This is a genomic window from Pricia sp. (assembly GCF_041745955.1).
Classification (GTDB): Bacteria; Bacteroidota; Bacteroidia; order Flavobacteriales; family Flavobacteriaceae; genus Pricia.
The window spans coordinates 1-2,887 of record NZ_JBGTHY010000030.1 but is presented as its reverse complement, the minus strand read 5'-3'; the positions used below and the strand labels follow the sequence as shown (position 1 = coordinate 2,887).

At 45.5% G+C, this 2,887-nt stretch carries 2 protein-coding genes; both read right to left on the bottom strand.

Translation table 11 applies throughout. The features are described 5' to 3' along the window. Positions 1 to 180, bottom strand: a 180-nt coding sequence (locus tag ACEW8S_RS01045; RefSeq protein ID WP_373516338.1) for a hypothetical protein, incomplete at its 3' end; no start/stop codon positions are given. A gap of 201 nt (positions 181 to 381) precedes the next feature. Then, the coding region (locus ACEW8S_RS01040) for a VCBS repeat-containing protein (RefSeq protein ID WP_373516337.1) at positions 382 to 2,887 on the bottom strand (2,506 nt) is incomplete at its 5' end.

The following is a 2,887-nucleotide window of genomic DNA, read 5'->3' as shown; positions in this document are numbered from 1 at the left end:
CTGGTCTTCAGCTATCGCCTTCTCGAGCATGGCATCGATTTTAGCCAGGCGTTCGGCGGACATGCCTGCGTTCCCGGGTGAAGTTTCGGAAAGTTGTGGGGAGGCTTGAGCGGATTCTGTTTGGGCGGGGAGGGTTATCGTTAGTAGGGTAAGAAGGAGGGTTGTTAGTTGCTTTTTCATGTCTTTCGATTTTGTTTGTATTGGAACTATGGCAGTTTAGCTTTAGCAGGATTTTTTAAGGTTGATTTGCAAGGCGAATTTAGTTCTTTGTAGCTAAAAATCCTGACCTGTTTGTATTTTTTGAGTGGCATAGCCATCGATATTAAGCCCTCGTCCACTTTTTCATCTAGGCTGAAAACATAAGTTAAAAAAAGTAAACTATTACGGAGTCTCTTCAGTTGAAAATATGGTTTTGGTATTTCCCTTACCATCGATAAATTTGACTTCCTTTATATGTTTGGATATTCCAAGACTTCGGCTACTTTGAGAAAGATAACCGGAGCCATAATAGAATTCCATTTTATATTTTTCGCCACTTATAAGTTCGATTTCTGCAAACCGGGTGTCCGGCTCGGCAGTGAGCCGACGGTTATTATCCAGTTTTTTTTGTGATTTGAAAAACTTTAATGGCGCATCGTTGTTTGCTGACAGTATATTAAACTTTTCCTCGGAGCCACGAATAAGTGCCAGACCACTGGCGTCGCTTTGGTTGACAAAACCGCTGGCCTCGAACGAAATATTTTTAAAAGTACCGTCGCCCTTCCCCTTTAAAAATGCACCTATAAAGGCATCGTACCTACCCGTGGAAGCCTCGGTTGCATAGGAGTTTCCGGTAAGAATTACATCGGGATTCCCATCAAAATCAAAATCTGAGACAACTATGCCCTCTATCGGCGCGGTCTGGAATTCCATGGGCAGATTGCGCAACGCAAATTTTCCTTCGCCTTGATTTTCCAGATAACTACTAGCGAAATTATAACTTCTTACGATATAGGCGGATTCAAGCTCTTCCGGTAAAAAGGCTTCTTTAAAAGGAGTCGTCGCATAAGATTCATAGGTCTTGAAACGACTCCGCATGGCATTGATTTGCCCGACAATCTCGTCCCTTGAATGGACCAATTGGCTTTCGCCATCAATATAATAGCACATCACGGGATCGATTTGCCCGTTCTTATCGTAATCACTGGCATAGATACAGAGCGGCTCTATAGCCGAAGCGCGGTATTTGGAATTCAGCCCTAGGTTGCCCAAAATATAATCGATATCGCCATCCTGATCGAAGTCGCCACCGTTAATGCTGTTCCACCAACCTTCGGACTTTGTTAGTCCTTGAATATTTTCTTGAAGTACAAGTTTGCCTTTCTGGTTCTGGAATAGCGTTATAGGCATAAATTCCCCTACGGCGATCAGATCCGTCCATCCGTCGTTATCGTAATCCGTCCAAAGAGCCGAGGAAACCATGGTCAGTTTTTCCCAGCCTTCTACCGATTTTCCGATATCGGAAAATTGGGGCTCGGCCGTGCCTGAATCGGAGTGATTTTCCAGTAGATAGCTATTGGCGGGCATGGGATATTCACCGGGACTGACCCTACCGCCGACAAAAAGGTCCAAATCTCCATCCTTATCAAAATCGGCGGCCGTTACACAAGATCCGCTCACTGTAATTTCGGGAAGGGCTTCTGATTTTGTAAAATGGCCGTTACCGTCGTTGAGGTAAAGGCGGTCTTGATACATTTTGGAGTTTTCGGATGAGATAACGCCACCGCTGACCACATACAGATCTTGGTCGCCATCTCCATCCGTATCAAAAAATAAAGTACCCATATCTTCAAAACGGGCATCGGCGGACCATGCCCCGGGCTCAAAATTGCCATCCGATTTTTGTAGGAAAAGCTGCCCGGACTGACCGGCAGCACCTCCCACATAAAAATCTTCCAAGCCGTCTGAGTTGACATCGGCCACGGCCACCCCTGGACCGTTCCGGGAATGCATGTGGGGAAGAATGGGCTGCAACTTAAAATCGACAAAATTATCCTCCCGATGTGCGAAAGAGGCTCCCAAACTGTCCGCCATTTCAGTAAATAGCTTGTTTCCGGGTTGTTTTTCGTCCTTATTTTCGGGTATGCTGCCCTGTGCCTGTTCGATTGGTAAAAGTTGGTCCGCAGTAACGTTGTTTAATTTTTGGTAGCTTCCGTCCGGCCATGTAATTTCAAGAGTATCGACCTTTTCGTTTTTTCCTAGGCCAAAATGTATGATGGGGTCCACGCTCGATTCATATCCCCTACTCAAAAAGTGTTGATAATATTGTTTGGAATCCGCGGTCGTTATTTTTAGCTTACTACCTATGCCTTCAAGATTGCCCGGTTTTCCTTTTAGCTTTATCCTAAGGAAATGATGGTTAGCGTGTTGTTCGCTCAAATTTTGATAGACAAAGGCGGGCCGATCAACGTTGTTTACCAGCAGATCCAAGTCGCCGTCGTTGTCGAGATCGGCATAGGTCGCGCCGTTGGAACAACTGGGTTCTTTGAAGCCCCAGGTTTCCGAAACTTTTTCGAAGGTCATGCCGCCCGTATTTCGATAGGCATAATTTATCAGGTCCGCCTTCGGCAGTTTTTTGATGGAGGCCAGTTTCTTTTGGGTCTTGGTTTTGACATCGCCCATGGCATTATTATAGGTACCTTGGTAATTAATGTAATCTAAATTTCCCAGATCTCGCAAAAATCCGTTTGTTACGTACAAGTCTTTGTGGCCGTCATTATCGTAATCGGCCAAAAGCGGACTCCAGCTCCAATCGGTACTGCTGATGCCCGCCAAAAAACCAATCTCGCTGAACTTACCCCCGCCCTGGTTGATCTGTAATGTATTTCGGCTGTACTGGGGGTTATAG